Genomic DNA, 25,763 nt, shown 5'->3' on the forward strand with positions numbered 1-25,763 from the left:
TACTAGACCTCTGCTGCAACCGCCGCTAGGGCATGTTGACACTATCGAAAGCGGTGCGTTGCAAACCAGCGAAAATCTTCTTCGTCGACGCAAAAAGCAGTTCACCTTTCAGTCTCTTCACACTGGCATAATCGCCCGCATTCCAGGTTGGAGAGTGCCCATGTCGCGCTACCTTTTTTTATCGCTGTGGGTAATTTTTTCGGCGGCTCATGCTGCTGAAAAAGCCCAGGAAAATGACGCCCACGATCTCGCATACAGTCTGGGCGCGAGCCTGGGCGAGCGCTTGCGCCAAGAGGTTCCCGACCTGCAACTCAAGGCGTTGGTCGAAGGCCTTCAACAAGCCTACCAAGGCAAACCACTGGCATTGAAAGAGGAGCGCATCGAGCAGATTCTCACCGAGCACGAAGCCCGGGTCGCCATGCAATCGCCTGCGCCGCAGAGCGAACTGGCACTGGAAAACGAGCAACGATTTCTCGCCGATGAAAAAGCCAAACCCGGTGTTCGCGAATTGGCCGATGGCATTCTGCTGACCGAGTTGGCACCCGGGACTGGCGTCAAGGCCGGGCCGAACGGCAAGGTGCAGGTGTTGTACATCGGTCGCCTTCCCGACGGCACAGTGTTCGACCAGAACAGTCAGCCGCAGTGGTTCAGTCTTGATAGCGTGATCAGTGGCTGGCGCACTGCGTTGCAGCAAATGCCGGTCGGCGCAAAATGGCGCCTGGTGATTCCTTCGGCACAAGCCTATGGCGCCGAGGGTGCTGGCGACCTGATCGCGCCTTTCACACCACTGGTCTTCGAAGTCGAGTTACGCGGCGCTACCGGTTGAAAGCAGAAATGAAAACGGCGTGCCTTGGCACGCCGTTTCGGGTTTTGCACGAAGCGCTTCAGGCCTGGACCGAATCGGCTTCCTTGTGAGCGGTGTGCAGCACTTCGATCAGGCAGTCTTCCAGTTCGAAGCGTTCATGCAACAGGCCGCCGAGCTCCTTGAACTTCTCTGCGACGCACTTGCCTTCATCGCACAGGTCGTTGAACGCGAGGAGTTTCTCGGTGATGACATCGATGCGTGGGTAGAGGGTCTCGGCAAGCTCCAGACCACGCTTGTCGTTGAAGGCCTTGGCCTCGCCCGTCAGCTGTTCGTAGATCTCGAAGTGCCCGGCAGAAACGTAGTCGACCAGCACGCCGCAGAATTCCTGCAAAGGTTTTCTGTTTTCGCCCAAAGCTTCAGGCTTTGCACCGAGCTTGTCGTAGGCGTCGATCAGCTCCTTGCGCTCCTGCAACCAGCGATCGATCAACAGGTGCACTCCACCCCAGCGTTCCTGAGCATTCTGACAACTTTCGAGCATGGTGATCTCTCTTCCCTTGTGGGTCAGCTGCTCTATGCCTGTTCGCCTCTTGTAATGGGCGGTCAGGCAGAGCGTCATCGAGCAACATAATTCCAATGACACGTGCGGGCCAGATTATGCCCGCACGACTGTGGCTTCAAGGTACGCACGCGATAAAGTTCATACAAGTGTTTAATCGCGTGCCAGGGCGTGATGCGACGAATCGCCGCCGAGTGGTCGCCGCACGCTGATCCGCACAAGTCGCAACAGCTGGTAAACCGCGAGAATCATCATTGCCACGAAGAACAGCAAACTCCATTCAGGAAGGCTCAGGTCGAACAAGGTCCAGGCGACTTGTCGGCAATCGATCGAGCCGTTGAACATCAGGCGCAGGATGCACGTCCAGGGCGCATTGGCGAATACCTCAGGCAGATCCGGAACACATGTCGAGAGCTGATGCGCCGGATCGCTCTGGAGCAAAACCTGCCGCCACGCAGTCACGGTACCGGCCAGGCTGCAGACAAGATTCAGCAACCAATAGAGGAATGCCCCGAGACGGCCCGGCCCATGCACCGCCGCGATCAGGCAGACGCCCGTCAGCAACGCCAGGCAGAGTCGCTGCAACAGGCACAACCCGCAAGGCTTCAGACCCACGGCATATTGCAGATAGTAAGACACGCCCAGCACCAGGGCGCCCGCAATGAAAAGTGCAAAAAACAAGGAGCGTGAGCAGGCCAACGACATGGCTTTTCCGTAACAATTAAGGACAGATAGCTACGGTAGAGGAAAGCGCGCAAGCCTTTCAAGGCAGGTGGACAGCGACACTTCAGCAAGGACGTAGGGAATTCCCGACAGAAGCTAGAAGATTAGGTGTAGTCCTTTGTAGGACTATGCTTAAGATGCGATAGGAAGACAAAAACAGACTGGTTTTCGCCATTCTGTATTGCCTTCCATGCAGAATTCGCCAACGGACAAACGCGACAACTTCCCGCCATCAAGCGTGAGCGAGTACCGGTAACGGCGCTGCCAGCAAGCGCTCGTCCAGCAAGCCCAAGCCCTCCTGGAACAACTGGTTGCTGCGTTCGGTGTCGCCCATTTGCGCCAGCAGCCGCGCCAGCTCGGCGCAGGCTTCCGGATTGCGCTGCACACGCAGGCTGCTCTCCAGATAATCCCGCGCCTTGCCCCACAGGCTGGATTGCAGACACAGACGCCCCAGGGTCAGTAACAGGCTCGGGTCGGCGGGATGATCCTTGAGCCAGCCTTCGGCGATTTGTAGCTGACGCGCCGGATCATTGCCACGCACCAATCCGTAGAGACGCGCCAAGTGGCTGTCGTAGCTGCGCTTGAGCGCCGTGCGCAAGACCTCTTCGGCCTCAGCCTGAGCGCCCAACTGACGGAGTTGCTCAGCATAGGCCAGCACCAGCTGCGGCTCCTGGCGTTGAGCAGACGTCAGTTGCTGCCAGGCGCGTTCGAGCGCTTGCAAACCGACGGTACCATCCGCTTCCCGATGCGCTGCCAGGGACAGGTTTTCACCCCAGGCACGACGCTCCAGTTCGGCCAGTTCAGCCTTGGGCAGGACTTTATCCTTGCGCAACTCCGGCAACAGGCGGATTACCGCCGACCAATCGCCTCGTTGCTGGTGCAGGCGCTGCAACTGGCGCAGCATCTGTGCGTTATGCGGATGGCGCTCATGCATCGCTTGCAGGGTGGCCAGGGCACCCTCGGTATCACCACGGTCGGTCTGCAATTGCGCGTGATTCAGGGCAATCGCCAACTCGGCCTGAGGTTGACGCTCCAGAGCGCGCTCCAGCAGGTTGTCGCTCTCTTCATATAAGCCTTGTTCGTTGGCTGCGCGGGCAGCGCCGAGGTAGTACAGCAACGGTTGGCGCTCGGCCTCCGCGGCGCGATGCAAATGCCGCTGCGCACTGGCCCAGCGACCTTCGGCCAGATCGAGTTGCCCGTGCTCGATAGCGACCTGCACCCGACGACTGCGATTGCGTCGCGACCAGGGATTGACCACGCCACCGGAAGTCGTCACCAACTCGATCAACGCCTTGATGCCCCAGAACACCAGCCAGAGCACCGCAATCAACGCCAGCGTTGCCCACAGGCTCGATTCGAAGCGGAAGCTCTTGTAGGCAATCAGCACGTAACCGGAATGTTCGGCGATCGCCAGTCCCAGCGCAGCGGCGGCAGCGATGACCAGAAACACGATCACATAGAGACGCTTCATGGCGTAGCCTCCTGCGCGGTATTCGCGGCAGGTTTGGCCAGCGGCTTGATCGAATCTTCGGCATTGACGTTACGTCGCTGCAGGTAACCCTGCACCGCACTCAGGGTCCCGGTCAGATCCGGGGTGACCACCGTGACGGGCTGCGTACTCAGTTCGGCCACCTGTTCGAGCATCACTTTGCTTTGCGGGTTGTCCGGGTTGAAATTGCCCTTGAGCACATCCCGCGCCTCGTCCAGCGCCTGGCTGTAAACCGCGGCCTGGCCATTGAGCGCAGCCCATTGTGCCTGTTCAAGTGCCAGGCTCAGCGCCAGGCGCACCTGGCTCAGGCTCTGGCCTGCCAGCAACGGACGAACATTCTTGTCGGCGTTGAAATCGATGCGGATGTAGCGCGAGATCTGATCCCACCATTGCGCCCAGCGACTGGCGCCGTCGCCATCTGCAGTCAGCCCGAGCAGGGATTCGCCGCGGTCCTTGTACTCGGGTGCGAGCTCGGTGAGGCTGATCACTTGATCGCGCAATGCGCCCAACCGCAGGAACAAACCGGTGCGATCGGGCTGCTCAGTGCTGCGCAAGGCCACCAGGGTTTTCGCTACTTGTTCGCGCGCGGCAAACGAACCCGGATCATTCTGTTCGCGGAGAATCTCATCGGCACCCTCCACCAGCGCCTGGGCACTGCTGATGTCCTGCAATGCCGACAGCCGCAGGCTGGCCAGGCGCAACAAGTGCTCGGCTTCGGCCAGACGCCAGTCCTTGCGACTGGCACCGAGAACCGTTTCCAGACGTTGATTGAGTCGCTGTTGATCACCCTGCAACTGAATCACCAGACGGCTGCGCTCTTCCAGCACATCGGCGCCGGGCAGTTGTTCCAGACGCGCGCTCAGGCGCTGTTCATTGAGCTTCAGGCTCTGCGCCTCGTCACTCAACGCCTGCACCTGGCTCAGTTGTTGTTGGTTGGTCGCCTGCAGGTGACGCACCTGCCAGACACCCCAACCACCTACCGCAATGCCGGCGGCACCCAGCAGTATGGCGACGATCGCCAGTCCATTGCCTCGGCGCGGCTCGGCAGCAGGAGGCAGCGCTTCATCAAGAGGAGTATCAACCGGCGCATCTGGCACAGGCCGCGAGTCATTTTTTGGCAAGGCTGTTTCGCTCACGTATCCATCCTTTGCATTAGAGAACGGGCACGGGATGCTCCCGTAACGCCGTCAGCAAAGCCGCGGCGCTCGCACCACGACAATCCACAACTTTGAGGGCTCCGGCGGCACGTGCCAGCTCGGCGACCCTGGGGCTTGGTACAAACAACGGCAACTGCGCCAATTGCGGCCAGGCATCGCCAGCCAATTGATGCAGGTGCTCAAAACCCTGTCCACTGCTGACCACCAGTGCGTTCAGGCGTTCCGCTTCGATCCGGTCCGGCAGCGCTGCCGACGGGTACATCGGCAACTGGCGGCGGTACAACTCCAGATACTCGACACTAGCACCTCGCTCACGCAAGCGCTCGGCCAGCAGTTCGCGCCCGCCCTCGCCGCGCAGGATCAGAACCTCGGGATCCGGCCGGGCAAGAGCCTCGCGCAGCGCTGCAAGTTCAAGCAAGGCTTCGCTGTCGTCCCCATCATCCGGGAAGCTCACGTCCAGGCCTTGATCTTCAAGGATCTGCGCCGTCGCGGCACCGACACTGAACCACTTCACACCCATTGCTTGCGAGCCGGAGCGTTCGAGCAATTCGACGCCGATTCGCGCAGCAGGCTTGCTGACCACGATCACCGCGCAAAATCGTTCGAGGTTGCGAATCACGCCTAGCATTCTGTCAGAGGCAGGGATCGGCACGATGTCCAAAAGCGGCAAGCTGCTGCTGAAAATCCCCTGCCCGGCCAGAAAACGGCTCAGGGCTGCCGACTCATCCGCCGGACGCGTCAGCAGCAAGCGCCAGCCGGTCACTCGTGACCTGCCTCGCCGTAGACCGCTTTGAGAATGTCGGCGGCGCCCTGGCTCAAGAGATCCTCGGCCACTTGCACACCCAAGGCTTCGGCAGCACCACGTGGCGCACGCGCCTGGGCGCTGAGCAGCAGGCCACCGCTCGGATCGCCCACCAGGCCACGCAGCCAGACCTGCTCGCCTTCAAGCACGGCGTAACAGGCGATAGGCACCTGGCAGCCGCCATTGAGGTGTTTGTTGAGAGCACGCTCGGCGGTCACGCGGGTGGCGGTGTCCTGGTGATGCAGCGGCGCCAGCAGCGCATGAATTTCGCTGTCGGCAGTCCGGCACTCAATGCCCACGGCGCCCTGGCCACCGGCCGGCAGGCTGTCGTCGACGCTGATGGCCGAGGTGATGCGATCTTCAAAGCCCAGCCGGATCAACCCGGCAGCGGCGAGAATAATGGCGTCGTATTCGCCGGCATCCAGTTTGGCCAGACGCGTATTGACGTTGCCACGCAGGAAACGGATTTCCAGGTCCGGACGACGGGTCAGCAACTGAGCCTGGCGGCGCAGGCTCGACGTGCCGACGATGCTGCCTTGCGGCAACTCGTCCAGGCTGGAATAGGTATTGGAGACGAATGCATCACGCGGGTCTTCGCGTTCGCAGATGCAGAAAAGGCCGAGCCCTTCGGGGAAGTCCATCGGCACGTCTTTCATCGAATGCACGGCGATGTCGGCTTCGTTTTCCAGCAGGGCGGTTTCCAGTTCCTTGACGAACAGGCCCTTGCCACCGATTTTCGACAATGGCGAGTCGAGAAGCTTGTCGCCTCGACTGACCATCGGCACCAACGTCACGAGCAAACCCGGGTGGGCCTGTTCGAGACGGGCTTTGACGTATTCGGCCTGCCACAGGGCGAGAGCACTTTTGCGGGTGGCGATGCGGATTTGGCGAGAGGACATGGATCAATCCGTACTGAAAAGATACGACGGATAATAACAGCTCAGCCAAATCCACTTTGACTTGTATCAGAAACTACTCGGCCTCCCTGGCCCCGGATATCCGGCAATCGGGTGTGAAACTCGCCTGCGAACAGCGAATCAAAGCTGTTGCATCATTTTCCGCACGCCGGCCACATGGCGTCGACTGACGATCAATGCGTCACCGTTCAGGCCTTTGAGAAACAGCTGGAAATGCCCAAGCGGTGTGCGTTGCAAGCGTTCGATGCGTTCACGGGCAACCAGCGCGTTACGATGGATCCGCACGAAACGGTCACCGAATTCGTCTTCAAGTGCCTTGAGCGGCTCATCGAGCAACACTTCGCCCGCTTCATGGCGCAAGGTCACGTATTTGTGATCGGCGATGAAGTAGACCACCTGGTCCAGCGGAATCAACTCGATCCCTTTACGGGTGCGGGCGCTGATGTGGCTGCGGGGACCACTGCCGCTTTCGGCAGCCGGACGGGTCAGGGCCGAGAGTTGAACACGATTGGGGCGCTCGGCTTTTTTTAATGCGTCTTGTAAATGTTCAGTTCTCACAGGTTTCACCAGATAGCCTACGGCGCTGGCCTGTAAGGCTTCCACGGCAAATTCATCGGGCCCGGTGCAAAACACCACGGCGGGCGGAGTTTCACGTTCGCACAATCGTGCGGCCACCTGCAGGCCATCGAGGCCCGGCATACGGACATCGAGCAGCACGATGTCCGGTTTGTGGCTGTCGATCAGTGCCAACGCTTCTTCGCCATTCGTGGCGCTGGGCTCCAGGACACTGTATCCCTCGAGTTCGCCAACCATTCGGCTCAGGCGCTCGCGGGCTAGGGGGTCGTCATCAACGATCAGGACATTCATATTGCGCTGGATTCCTGCGTGAGTCTTGCACAAGGATAGCGTAGACAGGTGAAGTGACGTCCGTCACCGCGATCCACGCTAAGACTAGCGCGAGCGTCAAAAAGTGCCGCTTGTCGGGCAGCTAAATTTTCATCTGCCGGGCGATTGGCGGCCCAGGCCCGCTTTGGCGACACATCGCCACAGGGTTTGCTGATACGCAATACGGACACCCCTCTTCTTATAGTCAGCTTTGGCACCAGGAAGTGCGCTGATCCTATTGTCCAACTGTAGACGGTTGCCGAGACGATATTGCTCAATTGAAAAATATCGTTGTGCAATTCGTCCACGGCTTGACCTGACACAACTCACGACATGAAAAACCAGTCGACCAGTGTCACCGACACGATTGGCAACCCTGTTATTATCCGCGCCAGTTTCAACGCCATTTTTCTTCAGCCGATACGAGCGAATTCATGAGCACTGACAAGACCAATCAGTCCTGGGGCGGCCGCTTCAGTGAACCCGTCGACGCCTTCGTCGCCCGCTTCACCGCCTCCGTCACCTTCGACCAGCGCCTGTATCGCCACGACATCATGGGCTCGATCGCCCACGCCACCATGCTGGCCAAGGTCGGCGTGCTGACCGATGCCGAGCGCGACAGCATCACCGATGGCCTGAAGACCATCCAGGCTGAAATCGAGGCCGGCCAGTTCGACTGGCGCGTCGATCTCGAAGACGTGCACATGAATATCGAGGCGCGTCTGACCGACCGAATCGGCGTGACGGGCAAAAAGCTGCACACCGGCCGCAGCCGCAACGACCAGGTCGCTACTGACATCCGTCTGTGGCTGCGTGACGAGATCGACCTGATCCTGAGCGAAATCACCCGCCTGCAAAAAGGCTTGCTGGAACAGGCCGAGCGCGAAGCCGGCAGCATCATGCCCGGTTTCACCCACCTGCAGACGGCTCAGCCGGTTACCTTCGGGCACCACATGCTGGCCTGGTTTGAAATGCTCAGCCGCGACTATGAGCGCCTGGTCGACTGCCGCAAGCGCACCAACCGCATGCCGCTGGGCAGCGCTGCGCTGGCGGGCACCACCTACCCGATCGACCGCGAGTACACCGCGCAACTGCTGGGCTTCGACGCCGTCGGCGGCAACTCGCTGGACAACGTGTCCGATCGCGATTTCGCCATCGAATTCTGTTCCGCCGCGAGCATCGCGATGATGCACCTGTCGCGCTTCTCCGAAGAGTTGGTGCTGTGGACCAGCGCGCAGTTCCAGTTCATCGATCTGCCGGACCGTTTCTGCACCGGTAGCTCGATCATGCCGCAAAAGAAAAACCCGGACGTGCCAGAGCTGGTACGCGGCAAAAGCGGCCGGGTATTCGGGGCGCTGATGGGCTTGCTGACCTTGATGAAAGGCCAGCCGCTGGCCTACAACAAGGACAACCAGGAAGACAAGGAGCCGTTGTTCGACGCCGCCGATACCTTGCGCGACTCATTGCGCGCCTTTGCCGACATGATTCCGGCGATCAAGCCCAAGCACGCGATGATGCGTGAGGCGGCGCTGCGCGGTTTCTCCACCGCCACCGACCTTGCCGATTACCTGGTGCGTCGTGGCCTGCCGTTCCGGGATTGCCACGAAATCGTCGGCCATGCCGTGAAGTATGGCGTTGAAAGCGGCAAGGACCTGGCGGAAATGAGCCTGGAAGAATTGCGCAAGTTCAGCGACCAGATCGATCAGGATGTATTCGCCGTGCTGACCCTCGAAGGCTCGGTCAATGCGCGCAACCACATCGGCGGCACCGCGCCGGCGCAGGTCAAGGCAGCCGTGGCACGCGGTCAGGCATTGCTCGCCAGCCGCTAAAAGTATCGCGGGCAAGCCCGCTCCCACAGGATTGGCGCCGAGTCACCATCTGTTGACCGACACAATATCTGTGGGAGCGGGGCTTGCCCGCGATGGCTGACTCAGGAGCGCTGCAAATCTACTTCTTGGCTGCAATCATCGCCATGAACGCCGGCATCGCCGCGTCCTTGTCCGCAGCAATCCGTTGCACATTCGGATTCTGCTCCAGCCGCTGCAACAGTGCCTTCGCTGCCGGCAGCTCGGCCAACAAATCGATATCGAACAGTTTCTTGGCGACCCCGCACGCCAACGGCACGCTGTACAGGAAATACAGATCCGCCACGCTCAAACTGTCGCCCGCCACGTAAGGGCTGAATTTGCCGTGTCGGCCCAGGGACGCCATGCCCAGCAGCAGCTCGGTGCGGGTCTTTTCCTTGATGGCATCCGGCAATGTCGTGCCGAAAAACGCTTCGCCATAGCAGGCACGGCCCGGCAGTTCGATATACAACTCGATCTCCTTGGCCAATGCCAGCACCTGCGCCCGCTCGTAAGGATCGCTGGGCAGCAGCGGCGTGCCTTTCTGGCTTTGCTCGATGTATTCGAGAATGACGCTGGTTTCATTGATGAAACCCTGCTCGACGCCCAGCACCGGTACTTTTCCACGCGGGCTGATGGCGAGCGCTTCCGGGGTTTGCCCGGCGTAAAACGGCACTTCTTCGAAGGGCAGGCCTTTTTCCAGCAGAGCCAGTTTGACCATGTTGTAGTAGTTGCTGACAGCAAATCCGTAAAGCTTGAGCATCACATAGCCTCCAGGCCGTGCGGGGTGGGCAGTGCCTGTTTATAGAACGCTGCGGCGTTTCTTGCCAGCAGCATCACGGGCATGAATGCGGGTAAACTGGCCATCTTTCCCCAAGGAGCCTGCCATGAGCGAGCCAACCGATATCGATGCCGACGAAGAAGAGTTCGCCGAGAATACGCTGGTCGAAGCTATCGAAAACCAGATCGAAAGCGACAACCCGCCAGCAGCCAAGGCAACGTTCAACAAGTTGACCCTGGTAGGTTACGAGCGCGAAGAAATCCTCAATCTGATGGCTCACGTTCTAGCGGTAGAAATCGACGCAATCCTCGAAGAAGACCGCGCATTCAACACCCAATGGTATGAAGCAGCGCTGCGCGCATTGCCGGAACTGCCACCGGAAAAGAAATAAACCAGCGTGTGTGCCCGTGTAAGCCTCGCCGCGGTTTATCTGAAAACCTCGTCACGGCTCTTCGCGGGCAAGCCTCGCTCCTGCGGCACCCCGCAGCCGGGGAAAGCCGCCCCAGGCAAAAAAACCCTGCCGCCAGCACTGGACATGCCGCACGAGTGAGATCACCTTAGGGGCGCTGTCGTCCAATTCCTAGAAAGTCTGGAGTCCTTATGTCGCTTACCCCTGAGTTGGTTGCCGAACTGGAAGTCCTCGCACTCTTCAACCTGGACAGTTCCCAGGAAGGTTTGAAAATTCATCAGACCGCTGCCCCGAAACACATTGCCGCTGCCAAACGCCTGCATGAAAAAGAATTGATCGACCAGCCCGATGGCGGTTATCTGACCAGCCTGGGCCGTGATGCCGCTCAAAGCGTACAAACAGTCCTGACCATTCTGAGCGTCCAGGAAACAGCCTGAATCGCCCCTTCGCCCACGGAAACCCCTGCCATGGGATTTCCGCGGGCCAGCCGGGTTGCCCGTTTCTGCCGAGCGCTGTCGCCAGGCGATAGAAATCTGACGTCAAAAAACAAATTCAGCTTAAAAATCCCGTGGCCGAGGCGCTAAACTGCCCCTCACCCGAGAGCCCCACACCCGAGCCCCGCGAGCCGGTTTGAGCTGACATGACCCGCACCCATGAAATCCGCCCCGATCTGGAAGAGGGAATCGACCGAAAGGTTCTCAGCCAGCTGCGCGCACGTTTTCTGAAGCTCAATGACGGCCGCCTGGCCCGTGCCATAGAAGGCTTGTCCACTCGCCAGCAATTGGTATTGAGCCTCTTGCCGTTGTTCTTCCACGTCAATCATCCACTGTTGCCAGGCTACGTTTCCGGCAACACGCCGGCCGGCGTGTCGAATTACGAGCCGGACACCCACGTCCTGGCCGAAGCCCAGCGCCTGACCCGATCGTTTTCCTACAAGCCGCGCCACGGCAGCAATCCGCCCAGGCCGATTCACGGATTGTTTCTGATGGGCAGCCTCGGCACGCTGGCCCAGGCGGATCAGAGTGATATGGACGTGTGGGTGTGTCACAGCCCGGACTTGACCGAAAACGAACTCATTGAGCTGCGCAAGAAGTGCCAGCTGCTTGAAGCCTGGGCGGCGAGCCAGGGTGCGGAGGCGCATTTCTTTCTGATTGATCCGGTTCGTTTCGTTCGCGGCGAGCGCGATAAACAGCTGAGTTCGGAAGACTGCGGCACCACCCAGCACTATCTGCTGCTCGACGAGTTCTATCGCACTGCCATCTGGTTGGCAGGGCGCACACCGATCTGGTGGCTGGTGCCGGTCTACGAAGAGGCGAGTTACGACCGCTACACTCACACGCTGCTCTCCAAGCGCTTCATCCGCGCCGACGAAAGCCTGGACTTGGGGCATCTGGCCTTTATTCCACCCGGCGAGTTTGTTGGCGCCGGCCTGTGGCAGCTGTTCAAGGGCATCGAGTCGCCGTACAAATCGGTGCTCAAGCTGCTGCTGACCGAGGTTTACGCCAGCGAACACCCCAGGGTCCAGTGCCTGAGCCTGCGCTTCAAGCAAGCGGTGTTCGCCAATCAGCTCGATCTCGATGAGCTGGATCCATATGTCGTGGTTTACCGGCGCATCGAAGAATATCTCGTCGCCCGAAATGAACCGGAACGCCTGGAACTGGTGCGTCGCGCGCTGTACCTGAAGGTCAACCGCAAACTGACCGGCAGCGGCGGCCGCACCCAGGGTTGGCAACGCTCGCTGCTTGAACGCCTGGCCCATGAATGGAAGTGGGACCAGCGACAACTGGCGCTGCTCGACAGCCGCAGCCAGTGGAAAGTCAGGCAAGTTGGATCGGAGCGCCGCGCCCTGGTCAACGAACTGAACTACAGCTACCGCTTCCTGACCCAGTTCGCCCGCAACGAACAAACCGTCAGCCTGATCAACAAACGCGACTTGAGCGTGCTCGGCCGTCGTCTCTACGCGGCGTTCGAGCGCAAGGCCGACAAGGTCGAGTTCATCAATCCGGGCATTGCCCCCGACCTGGCCGAAGACACCCTGACGCTGGTGCACTCGCCCGACAAGAAAGAATCCGGACAAAGCCAATGGGGCTTGTACAACGGCAGCCTCAATGCCCTCGAATGGGAGCATTTCGCGCCGATCAAGCGCAGCCGCCATCTGCTTGAATTGCTCACTTGGTGCCACCGCAACGGCGTGATCGACAGCAGTACGCGCCTCGCCTTGCACCCCGGCAGCAGCGATATGAGCGAATTCGAACTGTTCAATCTGCTTGGCAGCCTGCAACAAAGCATTCCCTTGCCGCTGCCAACCGTTGCCGAAGAGCCTTTGCTGCGCGCCAGCGTGCCCAGCGAAGTGCTGATTCTGGTGAACGTCGGCATCGACCCGCTCAAGCATCACCGCGACTTGAACATCCTGATGACTACCGAGCGCACCGACTCACTGAGCTATGCAGGGGTCCGCGAAAATCTGGTGTTGACCCTTGACCAGGTCACGCTCAACAGCTGGAACGAAGTGCTGGTCAATCGTTACGACGGCCCGCACGCCCTGCTCGACTGCCTGCGCGATTACCTCAACAACCTGCCGGATGGTCCGTTGCAGCCAAGGTTGCGCGTACGTTGTTTCTGCCATAACCGCGCGCAGTTCATTGCCCAGCGCGTCGAGGACATTCTCGACACCGCGCAGAACTTGCTGCTCAGCCAACTCAATTTGCGCTACCTGATCCAGGTCCAGCAGCATTACCACGTTCTGGAGCTGGTGCCTGGCAAGGTTAAACATGCCGCCCTCACATCGTTGCCGGCCCTGTTCGAATACCTGGCACAGGAACAATCCGGTTACAGCCCGCTGCAGCTGGACCCGATGGCGCTGCAAGACCATGATCTGTCACTGCTGCTGCCCATGGGCCAGCCTGACAGCATTCAGGTGTTCTACCGGGTGAATGAAGGCTTGGCTGATCTGTACGTCCTCGATGAATTCAATGCCATGTGGCATCAGCGGTTGCCCTGGCATGACGAGCAGAGCCTGCTGGTGCCCTTGCAACGGTTTTTGCTGTCGATCCAGTACCGGCGTGACGCTGCACTGCCGATGGATTCGGCGCAACCGAAGAACCCGGACATCCTTTACTTCCAACTCTTGCCCCACGGCCAGGGTCGGGCGCGCCGGGTCGAAGCCCGGCCAGCACCGCAAACCCCGGCCAACAAACCGTTCTATGACGTACAGGCGATCGTCGGCAAAGCCGCACCGGGCGAGGTGCAGGTCACGCTGTATTGCAATCAACGGGAGTTTTCAGAGCTTGAATACGGCGACCAACTGTTCAGCGTGGTCGCCCGGGAAATCGTCGAGCAGCGCCGCGAGAGCGAACGGTACCGTTGCTACATCACCGACCTGGATCTGTCGGGCCTGCTCGGTGATGGTCACGGCTCAAGCAATCTTTATTTGCGCTACAAGGCCGACCTGGAGCGTGCATTGAACGCCGCGCTCGAGCAGGTCTGAGACGCGATCAGATGTTGTAATCGCCACCGTTGGCCGGTTGCGATTCGACTTCCAGCAAGGTCAGCTTCAATGTCTTGCCGCCCGGTGCCGGCCAGTCGATATGTTGACCGACCTTCAACCCCAGCAGCGCACTGCCGACCGGCGCCAGGATAGAGATTTTGCCTTCGTCGGCATTGGCATCCTTCGGGTACACCAAGGTGAGGTGGTAATCCTTGCCACTGCTTTCTTCGCGGCAGTGCACACGGGAGTTCATGGTCACGACATCGGCGGGCACTTCATCGTGGCCGACCACGGTATCGGCGCGATCCAGTTCGGTTTGCAACGCGATAACGCCCGGCAGCGTGTCATCCAGGCTGTCGATCAGACGCTCCAGACGCTGAACGTCCAGACGGGTAAGGGTGATGGAAGGTGCGGTCATGATCAGGGCAGACTCCTTTCTTCTGCACGAAAAAAGCAAAACCCCGCCAGAAGAAGGCGGGGTTTTCACGAGCCTCGATGGGTTGAGGCGTACCCGGACACTATCACAGCTCAAAAAATATACAAGCTGGGCGATCCGGCTTCCGTGCGGTCCATTGTGGCGAGGGAGCTTGCTCCCGCTGGGCGCAAAGCGCCCCCAAAAGCATGCAGCTGCTTCGCAACCGAGCGGGAGCAAGCTCCCTCGCCACAACAGCCTTTATCCCGAGGATTTGCGGTGAGCAGCCTCGGCGCAAATCACCCGCCGGCGCTGATCATCCGCCGAGCGCCATTCACGGATGTCTTCGACATGGCGAAAGCAGCCCAGGCAGACTTTTTGCTCATCCAGACGGCACACACCGCTGCACGGCGACGGCACCGCTGGGCTGACATTGCTGTAGAGGGGCTTTGGCGGACGGACGGGCGCTGGCTGTGTCACGCGTTTACAGACCTTCGAAATCGAGTTCGACGTCTGCCTGCGCCTTGACGATGCGCTCAAGCATTTCACCCAGTTGCTCCTCGCTCTTGTCGCACATCCAGCGCTCGCTCTCTTCGTCGTAGTCGAAGTGGAAACCACCGGAAACAGCCGCCAGCCACAACTGACGCAGCGGCTCCTGGCGGCTGAAGATCAGCTGAGTGCCATTCTCGAACTTGACGGTCAGCACACCGGCCGAGCTCTCCAGATCGATATCCAGATCGCTTTCGTCAAAGATGTCTTCCAGCTTTTCCTGGGTTTCATCGACCAGATCGTGAAAACGGGCTTCGGACAAACTCATTGCGGCAACCTCAAAAATTGTCTGATCAGGCTCAAGCGCCGCAAGATACGGGCGAGCCCTGTCGATTGCAAAGGATAACGACCAAGCGATGCCATAGGTCCATCAAACACTGTTCCTGTGGGAGCAAGCTCCCTCGCCACACAAGCCCTCTCCCACAATGCATTCACACGACTTGCCTGCAGCAAGCCAAGCCCCGCCGGACGGGAGCCCCCTCGCATAGGCAAGCTGCCGGGTGGCCGGTATACTCCGGCGCAATTAATGCATTTTCAAGGATTTCGCCATGAAGCGCCTGATCTCTTCCCTTGCCGCGCTCCTCGCGGTCGCCTGCCTCGTGTCGGCCTGTGGTCAAAAAGGCCCGCTGTACCTGCCGGACGATAGCCAGGACCCTGCAGAGCAGGCACAGTCCTCGCAAAAGCAGCCGTCCAAGTCGCACAAGCACGACGTCTACCAATAAGGGAACCTCATGGACGCTTTTAACTACCGTGACGGTGAACTGTTCGCGGAAGGTGTTGCCCTGTCTGCCATCGCAGAGCGCTTCGGTACACCGACCTACGTTTACTCGCGCGCGCACATCGAAGCCCAATACCTGGCGTACGCCGATGCGCTGGCCGGCATGCCGCACCTGGTGTGCTTTGCGGTCAAGGCCAACTCCAACCTGGGCGTACTGAATGTCCTGGCGCGTCTGGGCGCCGGTTTCGACATCGTTTCCCGTGGCGAACTGGAACGCGTACTGGCTGCCGGCGGCAGTGCCGACAAGATCGTGTTCTCCGGCGTCGGCAAGACCCGTGACGACATGCGTCGCGCCCTGGAAGTCGGCGTGCACTGCTTCAACGTCGAATCCACCGACGAGCTGGAACGTCTGCAGATCGTCGCCGCCGAGCTGGGCGTTCGCGCGCCGATTTCGCTGCGCGTCAACCCGGACGTCGATGCCGGCACCCACCCGTACATTTCCACCGGCCTCAAAGAGAACAAGTTCGGCATCGCCATCGCCGACGCTGAAGACGTCTACGTGCGTGCCGCGCAACTGCCAAACCTGGAAGTGGTCGGCGTCGATTGCCACATCGGCTCGCAACTGACCACCCTGCCGCCATTCATCGACGCCCTCGACCGCCTCCTGGGCCTGGTCGACCGTCTCGGCGATTGCGGCATCTACCTGCGCCACATCGATCTCGGTGGTGGCCTGGGCGTGCGTTATCGCGATGAAGAGCCGCCATTGGCTGCCGACTACATCAAGGCCGTGCGTGAGCGTCTCGACGGTCGCGACCTGGCGCTGGTGTTCGAGCCGGGCCGCTTCATCGTCGCCAACGCCGGCGTGCTGCTGACTCAGGTCGAGTACCTCAAGCACACCGAGCACAAAGACTTCGCCATCGTCGACGCCGCCATGAACGACCTGATCCGCCCGGCGTTGTATCAGGCCTGGATGGACGTCACCGCCGTGCGCCCGCGTACCACCGCTGCCCGCGCCTACGACATCGTCGGCCCGATTTGCGAGACCGGCGACTTCCTGGCCAAAGAGCGTGAACTGGCCCTGGAAGAAGGCGACCTGCTGGCCGTGCATTCGGCCGGCGCCTATGGGTTTGTCATGAGTTCGAACTACAACACCCGCGGCCGCGCCGCTGAAGTGTTGGTGGACGGTGATCAGGCATTTGAAGTGCGTCGCCGTGAAACGGTAGCCGAGTTGTTTGCTGGCGAAAGCCTGCTGCCGGAGTAAGCCATGCTGCTGCGTTTTACCAAAATGCACGGCCTGGGCAATGACTTCATGGTCCTCGACCTGGTCAGCCAGCACGCGCATATTCTGCCCAAGCACGCCAAGCAATGGGGTGATCGGCACACCGGCATCGGCTTCGATCAATTGCTGATCGTTGAAGCACCGAGCAACCCGGATGTGGATTTCCGCTATCGGATCTTCAACTCCGATGGTTCCGAAGTGGAGCAATGCGGCAACGGTGCGCGCTGTTTCGCCCGCTTCGTTCTCGACAAGCGCCTGACCGCCAAGCGGCAGATTCGCGTCGAGACCAAAAGCGGCATCATCGAGCTGGACGTTCGCAGTGACGGCCAGATCGGCGTGAACATGGGCGCCCCGCGCCTGGTACCGGCCGATATCCCGTTCCAGGCATCGGAACAGGCGACGAGTTATCAGGTTGACGTCGACGGTACGCCAGTGGAGCTGGCTGCCGTGTCGATGGGAAATCCCCATGCCGTGGTGCGGGTCAGCGATATCAACAATGCACCGGTGCATGAACTGGGGCCGAAAATCGAACATCACCCGCGCTTTCCGGCGCGGGTCAACGTCGGTTTTCTCCAGGTCATCGACCGGGGCCGAGCGCAGTTGCGCGTATGGGAACGCGGGGCCGGGGAAACCCAGGCCTGCGGTACCGGCGCCTGTGCCGCTGCAGTAGCGGCGATCAGCCAGGGGTGGATGGATTCGCCACTGTTGATCGACCTGCCGGGTGGGCGGCTGTCCATCGAGTGGGCAGGCCCTGGCCAACCGGTGCTGATGACCGGCCCGGCAGTCCGCGTATACGAAGGACAAGTACGTCTTTGAGTGAGCCAACGTCATGACCGATAAGCCTCAGGTACCCGCCCGACAGTCCGACGAAACGCCGTCCGAGAGCCTGGAGGCGGCGGCGATTGCCGCGTACCTGGAGGCTCACCCGGACTTCTTCGTCGAGCACGAAGAACTGCTGCCGGCAATGCGCATTCCCCATCAGCGCGGCGACACCGTGTCCCTGGTGGAGCGGCAGATGACCATCCTGCGCGATCGCAACATCGAACTGCGCCATCGTCTTTCGCATTTGATGGATGTGGCCCGCGACAACGATCGACTCTTCGACAAGACCCGCCGCCTGATTCTCGCGCTGATGGACGCCACCAGCCTGGAAGATGTGGTGATCTGCGTCGAAGACAGCCTGCGCCAGGATTTCCAGGTGCCCTTCGTCAGTCTGATCCTGCTTGGCGACAACGCCATGCCGGTGGGCCGCTGGGTCACCCACGCCGAGGCACAGGTGGCCATCGGCGGCCTGTTGCTGGAAGATAAAAGCGTCAGCGGCAGTCTGCGTGAACATGAGCTGGACTTTCTGTTCGGCGAAGAACAGCGCAAGCAGATTGGCTCCACTGCCGTCGTCGCCATCAGCCATCAAGGCATCCACGGCATCCTGGCCATCGCCAGCCGTGATCCGCAGCACTACAAAAGTTCGGTGGGCACGTTGTTCCTCAGCTACATCGCCGAAGTCATGGGCCGCGTGCTGCCACGGGTCAACAGCTCCCTGCGCTCGGTACGCTGAACATGGAACGGCAACTGGACGCTTACTGCGAACACCTGCGCAGTGAGCGGCAGGTGTCACCGCACACGCTGTCGGCTTATCGCCGCGACCTTGATAAAGTGCTGGGCTGGTGCGTCAAACAGAATATCGGCAGCTGGGCAGCGCTGGATATCCAGCGCTTGCGCAGCCTGATCGCCCGTCTGCATGCCCAGGGCCAATCCTCACGCAGCCTGGCGCGCCTGCTTTCAGCCGTGCGCGGGCTCTATCATTATCTGAACCGCGAAGGCCTGTGCGACCACGACCCGGCCAATGGCCTGGCACCACCCAAGGGCGAGCGACGCCTGCCGAAAACCCTCGACACCGACCGCGCGTTGCAATTGCTTGAAGGGGGTGTGGAGGATGACTTTCTCGCGCGTCGCGATCAGGCGATTCTCGAACTCTTCTACTCTTCCGGTTTACGGCTGTCCGAGCTGACCGGGCTCAATCTTGAGCAGCTCGACCTTGCCGACGGCATGGTCCAGGTGCTCGGCAAAGGCAGCAAGACACGGCTATTGCCGGTGGGCCAGAAGGCTCGCGAGGCATTGGAACAGTGGTTGCCCTTGCGCGCACTGGCCAACCCGGCAGATGACGCGGTATTTATCAGCCAGCAAGGCCGACGTCTCGGCCCCCGGGCGATACAGGTGCGGGTCAAAGCGGCCGGTGAACGTGAACTGGGCCAAAACCTGCACCCGCACATGCTGCGGCACTCCTTTGCCAGCCATTTGCTGGAGTCCTCCCAGGACCTGCGAGCGGTGCAGGAACTGCTCGGCCATTCGGACATCAAGACCACGCAAATCTACACCCACCTGGACTTCCAGCACCTGGCCACGGTCTACGACAGCGCCCATCCACGGGCCAAACGCATGAAAGGCGATGATTCATGAGTATTCAGTTGATCACCTTCGATCTCGACGACACCCTTTGGGACACGGCCCCGGTGATCGTCAGCGCCGAAGCCGTTTTGCGTGAATGGCTGACCGAGCACGCGCCCAATCTGGGTGCGGTGCCGGTGGAGCATTTGTGGGCCATTCGCGAACGCATTCTGAGCAGCGAGCCGGGACTCAAGCATCGGATCAGCGCCTTGCGTCGGCGCGTCTTGTTCCAGGCGCTGGAAGAGTCCGGATACACCCACGCAGAAGCCTCGGATCTGGCGGACAAAAGTTTTGAAGTGTTCCTGCACGCCCGGCATCAGATCGAGGTATTTCCCGAAGTCGAACCCACCCTGGAAATCCTCGCCAACCATTACGCCCTGGGCGTGGTCACCAACGGCAACGCCGATGTGCGTCGGCTAGGCCTGGCGGACTACTTCAAATTTGCGCTATGCGCCGAAGATATCGGCATCGCCAAACCTGACGCGCGCTTGTTCCATGAAGCTCTGCAGCGCGGTGGTGCAGTGCCGGAATCGGCGGTGCATATCGGTGATCATCCGGGCGACGACATTGCCGGTGCACAACAGGCTGGATTGCGGGCAATCTGGTTCAACCCGGCGGGCAAGGACTGGGAGGCCGAGCGCCTGCCGGATGCCGAGATTCGCAGCCTGACCGAGTTGCCGGCGTTGCTCGCTCGCTGGAACACCACCTGCGCCTGACACAATCCTCATTCTTTGTGGCGAGGGAGCTTGCTCCCGCTCGGCTGCGAAGCAGTCGCACAACATTTGGAGGTCGCTACGCTACCCAGCGGGAGCAAGCTCCCTCGCCACAATGACCGCGTCGCAACATCCCTGTTTTTTTTCAGACATGAAAAAGCCCGCGGCGACGGCGGGCTTTTTCAGCAAGCGCGAAGCAGGCTCAGATAGGCCGGCTGCCGTACTTGTTGTCTGGCTTCTTGGGCGGATCGGCGACCACGTTGGCCTCCACTTCCTGCACCTTGCCACCACGCGCAAGGAACTCTTCCATGGCCTTGGCCAGGGCATCGCGCTCCTTGTTCTTGGCTTCGACACTCGGCAGTTCATCAACCGATACCGCGGCCTTGGCCTTGCCTTTGGCAGTCGGCGCGGGCGCATCACCGCCGTCGTCGTCAGCAACGTCTTCCGCTGCTGCTTCCAGGCCTTCTTCGGCCTCGTCTTCGTCGCCTACTTCGAGGTCGTCGTTTTCCAGATCATCGTCGCTCATGTTCTACCTCATGACTTGCGAAAAGCAGATTAGTTATAGCCCAGCTTTGCCCTCTGTCGAAGGCTGCCGGAAAAAAATCAACAGCCGCTGCTGACCAGCGGTTATGCCCCATCACCGTACAAGGTGGCGAGGACTTTACGAGCACCGCCATGATCACGGTGCTCGCCCAGATAAACACCTTGCCAGGTCCCTAACGCCAATCGGCCTGCCGAGATCGGCAAACTGAGCTGACAGCCAAGTACGCTGGCCTTGAAGTGCGCCGGGAGGTCGTCCAGGCCTTCGTCGTTATGCTCATAGCCGTCTGTTCCTTGTGGGATCAGACGATTGAAAAATCGTTCGAAGTCGCGACGTACCGCCGGATCGGCGTTCTCGTTGATGGTCAACGACGCCGAGGTATGCTGCAGCCACAAATGCAACAGACCGACCCGACACGCCTTGAGTTCAGGCAAGCCGGCGAGTAACTCGTCCGTTACCAGATGAAAGCCCCGGGGCCTTGCCCGCAGGGTTATCAGAGTCTGTTGCCACATACAGTTCTCCGCACGTTCGGGGCGCATTCTAGCGCGCTCTGGGAAAAAACAAAGGCCCTAATAATCCTCCAGTCATGTAAGCCATCGACGGTACAAAAACACGTGTCGTAAACACCGCCAAAGCTGTAAGAAAAAACCTTTCAGCGCTTACTTCAATGACAAATTGCAGACAAAAAAATGCCCGGCAAGCCGGGCAAGTTTTTCAATGCGCGTGCTTACAAGTTGTAGCCGCGTTCGTTGTGAAGCGCCAGATCGATGCCGACAGCCTCTTCTTCTTCGGTGATACGCAGGCCCATGACGGCGTCGAGTACCTTGAGAATGATGAAAGTGACGATCGCGGTGTAGATCACCGTGAAGCCCACGCCTTTGCACTGAATCCACACTTGTGCGGCGATGTCGGTGACGGTGCCGAAGCCACCCAGCGACGGTGCAGCGAACACACCGGTCAGGATCGCGCCGAGGATACCGCCGATACCATGCACGCCAAAGGCGTCGAGGGAATCGTCATAACCGAGTTTGCGTTTCAGGGTGGTGGCGCAGAAGAAGCACACCACGCCTGCAGCCAGACCGATCACCAGTGCGCCCATCGGGCCAACGGTGCCCGCGGCCGGAGTGATGGCGACCAGGCCGGCAACCACACCCGAGGCGATGCCCAATGCGCTTGGTTTGCCGTGGGTGATCCACTCGGCGAACATCCAGCCCAGTGCGGCAGCGGCGGTGGCGATCTGGGTCACCAGCATCGCCATGCCGGCAGTGCCGTTGGCCGCAGCGGCGGAACCGGCGTTGAAACCGAACCAGCCGATCCACAGCATGGCCGCGCCCATCAGGGTGTAACCGAGGTTGTGCGGCGCCATCGGGGTGGTCGGGAAGCCTTTGCGCTTGCCCAGTACCAGGCAGGCGATCAGACCGGCCACACCGGCGTTGATGTGCACCACGGTGCCACCAGCGAAGTCGAGTACGCCCCAGTCCCACATCAGGCCGCCGTTGCCGGACCAGACCATGTGCGCGATCGGCGCATAAACCAGGGTGAACCAGATGCCCATGAAGATCAGCATCGCGGAGAACTTCATCCGCTCGGCGAATGCACCGACGATCAGCGCCGGGGTGATGATCGCAAACGTCATCTGGAAGGTGATGAACACCGCTTCAGGGAATAGCGCCGCCGGGCCGGTCAGGCTGGCTGGCGTGACACCGGCGAGGAAAGCCTTGCCCATGCCGCCGAAGAAGGAGTTGAAGTTGACGACGCCCTGCTCCATGCCGGTGGTGTCGAACGCGATGCTGTAGCCATAAATGACCCACAGGACGCTGATCAGACCGGTAATGGCGAAGCACTGCATCATCACGGAAAGAATGTTTTTCGACCGAACCATGCCGCCGTAGAACAGCGCGAGGCCGGGAATGGTCATGAACAGCACGAGGGCTGTCGAGGTCATCATCCAGGCGGTGTCGCCGGAGTTGAGGACTGGGGCTGCCACTTCGTCTGCCGCCATGGCCAGGCCGGGCATTACGAGGGACAACAGGGCTCCTAGCCCTGCGATTTTACGCAGAGTCATATTGTTTTCTCCTGGGGCGTTGGGTTTGTGGCGGCTTAGATTGCGTCGGTATCGGTTTCGCCGGTACGGATGCGAATCGCCTGTTCCAGATTGACCACGAAGATCTTGCCGTCACCGATCTTGCCGGTGTTGGCGGCCTTGGTTATCGCTTCGATAACCCGGTCGAGATCCTTGTCGTCAATGGCGACATCAATCTTCACCTTTGGCAGGAAATCGACCACGTACTCCGCGCCACGATACAGCTCGGTGTGACCCTTCTGCCGACCGAAGCCTTTGACTTCAGTAACGGTAATGCCCTGCACGCCGATCTCGGACAACGACTCGCGCACGTCGTCCAACTTGAACGGCTTGATGATGGCAGTGACTAGCTTCATGAAAACTCTCTCCCGAATTGGTGGACTTGCCCCAGGAAAACAAACCCGTCTCAAGTCTAAGCGCAGTGCCTGGCTTTGTAACGCATCGTCGGCTCTGACTTGCCCGTCCGACGCCAGTTAACCGCTCCTTGCGAAACACTTCCCCCGTTTCGCCTGGCGCACTGCATTCGTCACAGCGACTGCATCAGTGCATGGGTCACTAGCGTCTAAGCAGAAAGCTTGCCATCTCCGCAAAATCCTCTGTTTTCAAGCCCTTGCTCGCAGATGACCAGATCATCACCACAACGCCCGACGCGATACGCACAACAACGGTGCGATGCCGTCCGTCCGCATGCGCGAAAAGCGTGCATCCATTGCCCACGAAAATGACTATAGACACTGCGTGATACACTGCCTGCCATTGTTATCAGGACCTCTTCCCATGCTCGCGCCCAAAGACTTCCTCGACGCCCTGACCGGCACCGCCTCCCGCCTCTTCAGTGGCGACACGCCTCTGCCGAAAGCTGAAATCGAAAGTCAGTTCAAAATGTTGCTGCAGAGCGGCTTCAGCAAACTGGATCTGGTGAGTCGCGAAGAGTTTGATAGCCAGATGGTGGTGCTGGCGCGCACGCGGGCACGGTTGGAAGCGCTTGAAGCGAAGGTTGCGGAACTGGAAGCGAGGCTCACTCCACCTGAGCAATAACAGGATGCTGTCTGCCCCGCATCAATTTCGAATGCGGGGACAGAACTCGACAGGTTCAGTTAATGCAGTAAAGCTTGGAAAGCAAGTAATCGACCATGACCTTTAGCTTCTGCGAACCATACCTGTTCGGCTGATACAGCAGCCAGGCCATACCTTGTGATGCCCCCGAATAACGCCAGTGGGGCAAAACCGAATACAGACGCTTGTCACTGAGAGCCCGTTCAGCAATCGCTGACGGTACGCAGGCAATTCCCACATCACTCAGGGTTGCTTCAAGTACGGCCTCACTGTCATTTGAACAGTAGCGTCCGCGCACGCTGATTTGAACCCTGTCGTCACCGTTAACAAACTCCCATTTCTCGCCTTCCAGACTATCAGCCATCACAATACAACTGTGTTCGGCCAAATCCGCAGGGTGAAGGGGTATGCCATGCTCAGCGATATAGTCAGGCGACGCGCAGAGGGTGTAGCCGACCTTGAACAATTTGCGTCCGACTAAACCCAGGGGCGGTGAATCAGTAATTCGGATACTCAGATCGATTTCGTTGGATATGAGGTTCAGTTCCGAATTATCAAATATGAATTGAACATTGATATCAGGGTAATTTTTCAGGAACTTCGGCATCAGCTGATTGCAAATATTATTCATCATCTTCGGCGCAGAAATCCTAATAAGCCCCTGCGGACGAACCAACTCTTCTTTCAACTCGAAAACTCTTGAAGAAGAGTGCAGTAGCGCCTTGCAATGAGAATAAATTTTCACACCATCTTCGTTGACTCTCAGTTGACGGGTACTACGCTCAAGCAAACGCATTGACAAAGCTTTTTCCAACTTTGAAATCTGTCGACTCACGGCTGAAGCCGACACGCCAAGTTTAGCAGACGCGTCAATAAAGCTACCCGTTTCAACAACAACTGCGAAAGCGGCCATGCAGGGCAGCATGTCGATATGACCCTTATTCATATATTATTCTCAATCCTTCGGGAATATGTTTTATTATCTCTAGACTGAAAAGCCATAAGCAGAAACAAGCTTTCAGTAGCGACTAAAGACAGTAAATGACAATGATAAAGTCTTCGTTGGCTGTCAGCCCTCAATAAACACCTTTTGTTTTTATTATTTCTAAACTTTACCCCCCCATTTTGCATGGTTAATTAACAAAAGAGCGCAATTTTTTACAATCGGCATTGGTCCGAATCAATTTCATTTACATCACTAGCAAACGCTTGTCTTCCTCCTTAAAACAAATCAATGAAAAAGGTGAAGAATAATTGCTCCCACCAACACCAGGCATATGCCAGTCACCTGAATAGATAACAATCGCTCTTTGAAGAACAGGTATCCCAACACAGCGGCAATACCTCCCGACAGAGTACTGATCACCGTTACCACAGACACCGAACCGTGGATGGCACCAAATGAGAAAGCCGAAAAGCCACCCAGATTCAACAAGCTTGCACTGGTCAGCGTACCAAAACTTTTGGCCGGCGGCAGTTTTAAACCGGAATCAACTTTCAAAACCATAAAGAACAGGATAAACAAGCCCACCGCATAGCCTAGCCACAACATGGTAATGGGGCCCAGCGACGGAAGCGTATATTTACCTTGAATCCAAAAACTTGTGCCATACAAGATGGCTGCGAGTAGTCCATAAACGATAGACGCTTTGTTCTTGCGTTTTAACTCACCGTCTGCACTGTCATGAGCACTTGTGAGCAGAACGCCAATCACACAAATGGCAATACCCACAAACTGGGTGAAGACAATGATGTCACCGCTCACCCATGCCAAGGCAGTTGTGAATACCCCGTAAGAGGTCACGAGTGGCGCAACGATTGCAGCCTTGCCCAGAGCAAATGCCTTTGACAGTGCCAATGCTCCTGCGACCGTGAATACTGCGGCAACGCCCCCCAAAACCCAGACTTGTGTAGGTGCAGACAGCGACTTGACGAGATAGGCGGGGTAGATGAGCAATAGCGCACTCATCAGAATGAATCCAAGCGCCTGACCAAAAAAAACGGCTCGCTTGACACCTACGGCCCTGGCGTTCAATCCAACCAGGAAATCTGTCCCCCCCCAAAACAAAGCCGCAACAAAGCCCATCAATATGTCCACAGTAAGTCCTTTTT

29 protein-coding genes and 1 pseudogene are annotated in these 25,763 nt (G+C 59.1%); 12 read left to right on the top strand and 18 right to left on the bottom strand.

Going from position 1 to position 25,763, the window contains the following annotated elements; all coding sequences use genetic code 11:
- Nucleotides 1-160 precede the first annotated feature (160 nt).
- Nucleotides 161-826, top strand: a complete 666-nt coding sequence (locus ASD60_RS11435) for an FKBP-type peptidyl-prolyl cis-trans isomerase (protein WP_056854109.1) — start codon at nt 161-163, stop codon at nt 824-826.
- A 58-nt stretch (nt 827-884) separates the two neighbouring features.
- Here the strand turns inward: ASD60_RS11435 and ASD60_RS11440 are convergent, their stop codons facing one another.
- From ASD60_RS11440 to ASD60_RS29850, 8 genes and pseudogenes are all read right to left on the bottom strand, one after another.
- Entirely contained in the window at nt 885-1,343 is a 459-nt protein-coding gene (locus tag ASD60_RS11440) for an Rsd/AlgQ family anti-sigma factor (RefSeq protein WP_056854110.1), read from the bottom strand.
- Between the two features lie 171 nt (nt 1,344-1,514).
- Nucleotides 1,515-2,066: a disulfide bond formation protein B gene (locus ASD60_RS11445; protein ID WP_056854111.1), complete on the bottom strand. Its 552-nt coding sequence runs from the start codon at nt 2,064-2,066 to the stop codon at nt 1,515-1,517.
- Between the two features lie 250 nt (nt 2,067-2,316).
- A complete protein-coding gene (locus ASD60_RS11450) occupies nt 2,317-3,555 on the bottom strand; it encodes a heme biosynthesis protein HemY (RefSeq protein WP_056854112.1) in 1,239 nt (412 codons plus the stop codon).
- Nucleotides 3,552-4,709: a uroporphyrinogen-III C-methyltransferase gene (locus ASD60_RS11455; RefSeq protein ID WP_056854113.1), complete on the bottom strand. Its 1,158-nt coding sequence runs from the start codon at nt 4,707-4,709 to the stop codon at nt 3,552-3,554. The genes ASD60_RS11450 and ASD60_RS11455 overlap by 4 nt, the downstream gene beginning before the upstream one ends.
- A gap of 16 nt (nt 4,710-4,725) precedes the next feature.
- Nucleotides 4,726-5,493: a uroporphyrinogen-III synthase gene (locus tag ASD60_RS11460; RefSeq protein ID WP_056854114.1), complete on the bottom strand. Its 768-nt coding sequence runs from the start codon at nt 5,491-5,493 to the stop codon at nt 4,726-4,728.
- Nucleotides 5,490-6,431, bottom strand: coding sequence for a hydroxymethylbilane synthase (gene hemC / locus ASD60_RS11465; protein ID WP_056854115.1), 942 nt, complete (start codon nt 6,429-6,431; stop codon nt 5,490-5,492). The genes ASD60_RS11460 and hemC overlap by 4 nt, the downstream gene beginning before the upstream one ends.
- Before the next feature lie 138 nt (nt 6,432-6,569).
- Nucleotides 6,570-7,316, bottom strand: a complete 747-nt coding sequence (locus tag ASD60_RS11470; RefSeq protein ID WP_056854116.1) for a LytR/AlgR family response regulator transcription factor — start codon at nt 7,314-7,316, stop codon at nt 6,570-6,572.
- Nucleotides 7,313-7,444: pseudogene (locus ASD60_RS29850) on the bottom strand (sensor histidine kinase); the annotation flags it as partial. The gene ASD60_RS11470 and the pseudogene ASD60_RS29850, both read right to left, overlap by 4 nt.
- A gap of 324 nt (nt 7,445-7,768) precedes the next feature.
- Here ASD60_RS29850 and argH point away from each other — a divergent pair.
- Entirely contained in the window at nt 7,769-9,163 is a 1,395-nt protein-coding gene (gene argH, locus ASD60_RS11475; RefSeq protein WP_056854117.1) for an argininosuccinate lyase, read from the top strand.
- Between the two features lie 118 nt (nt 9,164-9,281).
- On the opposite strand, the gene ASD60_RS11480 is transcribed toward argH, so the two are convergent.
- Entirely contained in the window at nt 9,282-9,941 is a 660-nt protein-coding gene (locus ASD60_RS11480; protein ID WP_056854118.1) for a glutathione S-transferase family protein, read from the bottom strand.
- A 124-nt stretch (nt 9,942-10,065) separates the two neighbouring features.
- On the opposite strand from ASD60_RS11480, the gene ASD60_RS11485 reads away from it, so the two are divergent.
- The 3 genes from ASD60_RS11485 to ASD60_RS11495 all read left to right on the top strand — a co-directional run bounded on the left by ASD60_RS11485 (nt 10,066) and on the right by ASD60_RS11495 (nt 13,855).
- Entirely contained in the window at nt 10,066-10,350 is a 285-nt protein-coding gene (locus ASD60_RS11485; RefSeq protein WP_056854119.1) for a hypothetical protein, read from the top strand.
- Nucleotides 10,351-10,559: 209 nt separating this feature from the next.
- Nucleotides 10,560-10,805, top strand: a complete 246-nt coding sequence (locus ASD60_RS11490) for a TIGR02647 family protein (RefSeq protein WP_056854120.1) — start codon at nt 10,560-10,562, stop codon at nt 10,803-10,805.
- Nucleotides 10,806-11,008: 203 nt separating this feature from the next.
- Nucleotides 11,009-13,855 (top strand): class I adenylate cyclase, encoded by a 2,847-nt coding sequence (locus ASD60_RS11495; protein WP_056854121.1) that lies wholly within the window; start codon nt 11,009-11,011, stop codon nt 13,853-13,855.
- Nucleotides 13,856-13,862: 7 nt separating this feature from the next.
- Here ASD60_RS11495 and rnk read toward each other — a convergent pair whose 3' ends face one another.
- The 3 genes from rnk to cyaY form a co-directional block, all read right to left on the bottom strand.
- The gene (gene rnk / locus ASD60_RS11500) at nt 13,863-14,273 is read right to left on the bottom strand and encodes a nucleoside diphosphate kinase regulator (protein ID WP_056854122.1); all 411 of its coding nucleotides are present in this window, start codon (nt 14,271-14,273) and stop codon (nt 13,863-13,865) included.
- Between the two features lie 255 nt (nt 14,274-14,528).
- Nucleotides 14,529-14,747 (bottom strand): DUF1289 domain-containing protein, encoded by a 219-nt coding sequence (locus ASD60_RS28215; protein WP_082557569.1) that lies wholly within the window; start codon nt 14,745-14,747, stop codon nt 14,529-14,531.
- A 4-nt stretch (nt 14,748-14,751) separates the two neighbouring features.
- Nucleotides 14,752-15,084, bottom strand: a complete 333-nt coding sequence (gene cyaY, locus ASD60_RS11505) for an iron donor protein CyaY (RefSeq protein ID WP_056854123.1) — start codon at nt 15,082-15,084, stop codon at nt 14,752-14,754.
- A gap of 280 nt (nt 15,085-15,364) precedes the next feature.
- Between cyaY and lptM the strand changes: the two genes are divergently transcribed.
- From lptM to ASD60_RS11530, 6 genes are read left to right on the top strand one after another with little or no spacing between them, the layout of a single operon-like run.
- Complete coding sequence (lptM, locus tag ASD60_RS28220; RefSeq protein ID WP_082557570.1) at nt 15,365-15,538, top strand: LPS translocon maturation chaperone LptM; 174 nt, start codon at nt 15,365-15,367, stop codon at nt 15,536-15,538.
- 9 nt (nt 15,539-15,547) lie between these two features.
- The gene (gene lysA, locus ASD60_RS11510; protein WP_056854124.1) at nt 15,548-16,795 is read left to right on the top strand and encodes a diaminopimelate decarboxylase; all 1,248 of its coding nucleotides are present in this window, start codon (nt 15,548-15,550) and stop codon (nt 16,793-16,795) included.
- A 3-nt stretch (nt 16,796-16,798) separates the two neighbouring features.
- A complete protein-coding gene (dapF, locus tag ASD60_RS11515) occupies nt 16,799-17,629 on the top strand; it encodes a diaminopimelate epimerase (RefSeq protein WP_056854125.1) in 831 nt (276 codons plus the stop codon).
- Nucleotides 17,630-17,642: 13 nt separating this feature from the next.
- On the top strand, nt 17,643-18,368 hold the full coding sequence (locus tag ASD60_RS11520) for a DUF484 family protein (RefSeq protein ID WP_056854126.1): 726 nt from the start codon (nt 17,643-17,645) through the stop codon (nt 18,366-18,368).
- A 2-nt stretch (nt 18,369-18,370) separates the two neighbouring features.
- Entirely contained in the window at nt 18,371-19,270 is a 900-nt protein-coding gene (xerC, locus tag ASD60_RS11525; protein ID WP_056854127.1) for a tyrosine recombinase XerC, read from the top strand.
- Nucleotides 19,267-19,974 (top strand): HAD family hydrolase, encoded by a 708-nt coding sequence (locus tag ASD60_RS11530; RefSeq protein WP_056854128.1) that lies wholly within the window; start codon nt 19,267-19,269, stop codon nt 19,972-19,974. Before xerC ends, ASD60_RS11530 begins: the two co-directional genes overlap by 4 nt.
- A gap of 199 nt (nt 19,975-20,173) precedes the next feature.
- On the opposite strand, the gene sutA is transcribed toward ASD60_RS11530, so the two are convergent.
- The 4 genes from sutA to glnK form a co-directional block, all read right to left on the bottom strand.
- Nucleotides 20,174-20,497: a transcriptional regulator SutA gene (sutA, locus tag ASD60_RS11535; protein WP_034147693.1), complete on the bottom strand. Its 324-nt coding sequence runs from the start codon at nt 20,495-20,497 to the stop codon at nt 20,174-20,176.
- A 101-nt stretch (nt 20,498-20,598) separates the two neighbouring features.
- Nucleotides 20,599-21,024, bottom strand: a complete 426-nt coding sequence (locus ASD60_RS11540; RefSeq protein ID WP_056854129.1) for a secondary thiamine-phosphate synthase enzyme YjbQ — start codon at nt 21,022-21,024, stop codon at nt 20,599-20,601.
- 215 nt (nt 21,025-21,239) lie between these two features.
- Nucleotides 21,240-22,577 (bottom strand): ammonium transporter, encoded by a 1,338-nt coding sequence (locus ASD60_RS11545; protein WP_056854130.1) that lies wholly within the window; start codon nt 22,575-22,577, stop codon nt 21,240-21,242.
- Between the two features lie 35 nt (nt 22,578-22,612).
- Entirely contained in the window at nt 22,613-22,951 is a 339-nt protein-coding gene (glnK, locus tag ASD60_RS11550; RefSeq protein ID WP_002555808.1) for a P-II family nitrogen regulator, read from the bottom strand.
- Between the two features lie 421 nt (nt 22,952-23,372).
- Here glnK and ASD60_RS11555 point away from each other — a divergent pair, with 421 nt between their 5' ends.
- On the top strand, nt 23,373-23,633 hold the full coding sequence (locus ASD60_RS11555) for an accessory factor UbiK family protein (RefSeq protein WP_056854131.1): 261 nt from the start codon (nt 23,373-23,375) through the stop codon (nt 23,631-23,633).
- A 55-nt stretch (nt 23,634-23,688) separates the two neighbouring features.
- On the opposite strand, the gene ASD60_RS11560 is transcribed toward ASD60_RS11555, so the two are convergent.
- Nucleotides 23,689-24,597, bottom strand: coding sequence for a LysR family transcriptional regulator (locus ASD60_RS11560; RefSeq protein WP_082557571.1), 909 nt, complete (start codon nt 24,595-24,597; stop codon nt 23,689-23,691).
- 285 nt (nt 24,598-24,882) lie between these two features.
- Complete coding sequence (locus ASD60_RS11565; protein ID WP_177336574.1) at nt 24,883-25,737, bottom strand: DMT family transporter; 855 nt, start codon at nt 25,735-25,737, stop codon at nt 24,883-24,885.
- Between the last annotated feature and the right edge of the window lie 26 nt (nt 25,738-25,763).

The sequence above is a fragment of the Pseudomonas sp. Root562 genome, from assembly GCF_001427125.1.
Lineage (GTDB): Bacteria > Pseudomonadota > Gammaproteobacteria > Pseudomonadales > Pseudomonadaceae > Aquipseudomonas.